2 protein-coding genes are annotated in these 2494 nt (G+C 37.7%); one reads left to right on the top strand and one right to left on the bottom strand.

The window, feature by feature from the left end:
• Positions 1 to 176: 176 nt before the first annotated feature.
• Positions 177 to 926 (bottom strand): oxygen-insensitive NADPH nitroreductase, encoded by a 750-nt coding sequence (gene nfsA / locus LRP83_RS03725; protein ID WP_230495320.1) that lies wholly within the window; start codon positions 924 to 926, stop codon positions 177 to 179.
• A gap of 133 nt (positions 927 to 1059) precedes the next feature.
• On the opposite strand from nfsA, the gene LRP83_RS03720 reads away from it, so the two are divergent.
• Positions 1060 to 2163 carry an AI-2E family transporter gene (locus tag LRP83_RS03720; protein WP_230495319.1) on the top strand — a complete coding sequence of 368 codons (1104 nt, stop codon included), beginning with the start codon at positions 1060 to 1062 and terminating at the stop codon, positions 2161 to 2163.
• Positions 2164 to 2494: the final 331 nt, after the last annotated feature.

Here is a 2494-nt window from a genome sequence, read left to right as displayed (position 1 = left end):
AAATACGGACTCTAACATGGTCCAATAAGCGGATTGACCTTCCTTCACTTCTACTATAAAAAAAATAGTAGCACAAACCATGGCCTTGGTCTGTACTACTAATGTTAGTATGTTTTACTTTGCTGGTTAACACTAGTCCTTTAGTCGTAAGAAGCTGAGATTCTTTTGAAAATTACTTACTCTAAACCAAAACCCTTCTTCTCAACAAACTCTTTCATATACATACGTTTTGGAGACTTGAGCATGTTTGCCATTTGTGCTGACCAAGTGTCATTTCTTTTTCCATTCGTCCGTTCTTCGTAATAGGCTGAGATGGTTTTATCGTATGCTTGGAGTTGTGATTTGTAAGTTTCACTATTTTGTTGGTAAGCATCCTCATGATACACATGATGGAGCGGTAATCTTGGCTTTTTATCTGGCTGTTGCTCTGGATATCCTACTACCACAGCAAATAGTGGAATCACACGTTTTGGAATATGCAGTAAATCACAGACCGCTTCTAGGTCGTTTCGAATTCCACCTATGTAACAAGCACCTAACCCCATTGACTCTGCTGCTAATACTGCATTCTGTGCAGCCAGGGTAGCATCAATTAACCCAACCATAAATTTTTCGGTACTTTGTAGAGATGTTGTTAAATCCTGGTCTTCCATTTCGGCAATTACCTCATGACGATGAAGGTCCGCACAAAAGATAAACAGATGTCCATTCGATTCTACGTAAGCTTGATTACCAGCTATTTCAGCTAACCTTTTTTTCTTGTCTGGACTTTTTATCCCAATAATCGAATAAGCTTGAATAAAGCTTGAGGTGGATGCTGCTTGAGCGCATTGGACAATCATTTCGATTTGTTCCTCTGACAAAGCACGATCCTCGAATTTTCGGATAGAACGATGATTTAAAATGGTTTCAATTACTTGATTCATACTTCCCAACACCTTTTTCTCTTAATAATAACCTACTTAAATAGATGGTTACTAATAAGTACGCTTATTTGTCGCTTGGCCTATATATTTGGTACAATTAATACTATCCATAAAAGAAATAGAGGTATAAACATTGGCATCAAAAAGTAAACTCCACTATTGGTTAGTCCAAATTTTACTGATTTTAACAATCATCTTTGTCTCTACCAAAATCACTTTTTTGTTTAAGCCTATCGGCGTCTTTTTTTCAACGATCTTTTTCCCGATACTGATTACAGGTTTTTTGTTTTTTCTTTTAAATCCTATTGTTAATTTTCTACAACGGAAAAAGGTTCCAAGACTTATTGCCATTTTGATTATTTATGTTGTGTTCTCTGGTATCCTTGTCTTAGCGATCGGAAACTTAGTTCCTTCCATCACAGCGCAGTTTACTGCTCTTGCGAACGAACTTCCAAAGTATGCAAATAAGACGTTAGATTTTTTTGACGGATTGGCTCAGTCATCTGAATTCCGTTGGATTATTGACGAACAAAATGATCTTCTTGCCACGGCCGAAAAACGGTTAATTGAATTCGCCAATACATTACCAGACACGATAACCGTTAGTATTACCAATATTTTAGGCGTTATTGCCAATATTGCGATCATCCTGGTCACAGTACCTTTTTTGCTTTTCTATATGTTTAAAGACGGGCATAAATTTCCTGCAGCCTTAGCTAAGTTCTTTCCTGCTCCTTATAGAGAGGAAGGTCTAACGGTTTTAAAAGAAACAGGTGAAACACTTTCCGCTTATATTCAAGGCCAGGTAATCGTGGCTCTAGCAGTCGGAACGCTAGCCTTTATCGGTTATCTAATTATTGATTTACCATTTGCACTTGTGATGGCGTTGGTTGTAGCTATAACAAACATTATCCCTTATGTCGGACCCATACTTGGTGGAGCACCAGCCGTTATAGTGGCTTTATTCGATTCTCCTACAAAAGCCTTACTCGTGTTGGTTGTCATTGTCGTTGCTCAACAAGTAGAAGGAAACGTTTTGTCTCCGCTAATTCTTGGGAAGAGCCTCGATACTCATCCAGCTACCATCATTATTTTATTGCTGGCTGCTGGAAATTTAGCAGGGGTGATGGGAATGGTGTTAGCCATTCCAACTTATGCCGTTACTAAAACAATTGTTTTAAATTTAGTTAAGTTTCTGAGGGCTCGAAAAAAGGCAACGATAACGGTTGATTCGTGATAATTTTTTATAAATAGGCTTTGAAAAAGTTTAATTTTGATTTCTTATCCAACAGTCGTATGTAGCCTCAAGAGCTAAAAAATAAGAAAGCGGTAACTATTTAGAGGCTAATACCTTCTAATAGTTATCGCTTTCTCTTTTTGCTACTGGTTTCGGGCACGATTAGACCCTATTCGTTACCGTTTTCTCTCTTTTCTACTGGTTTCGGGTACGATTAGAAACAATTGAAGACTTCATCCAGCTTTTTTTGTACGAATATCAACAATAGTATTTAACGAGGCCTAAAAATAAAAAACTAGCCAGCAGCTCGATGTTGAACTGTCTGACTAGA

Source organism: Pseudoneobacillus rhizosphaerae (assembly GCF_917563885.1).
In the GTDB taxonomy this organism is placed as follows: domain Bacteria; phylum Bacillota; class Bacilli; order Bacillales; family Cytobacillaceae; genus Pseudoneobacillus; species Pseudoneobacillus rhizosphaerae.
The sequence above is the reverse complement of the archived record's forward strand: the minus strand, read 5'-3'. Positions and strand labels throughout refer to the sequence as shown.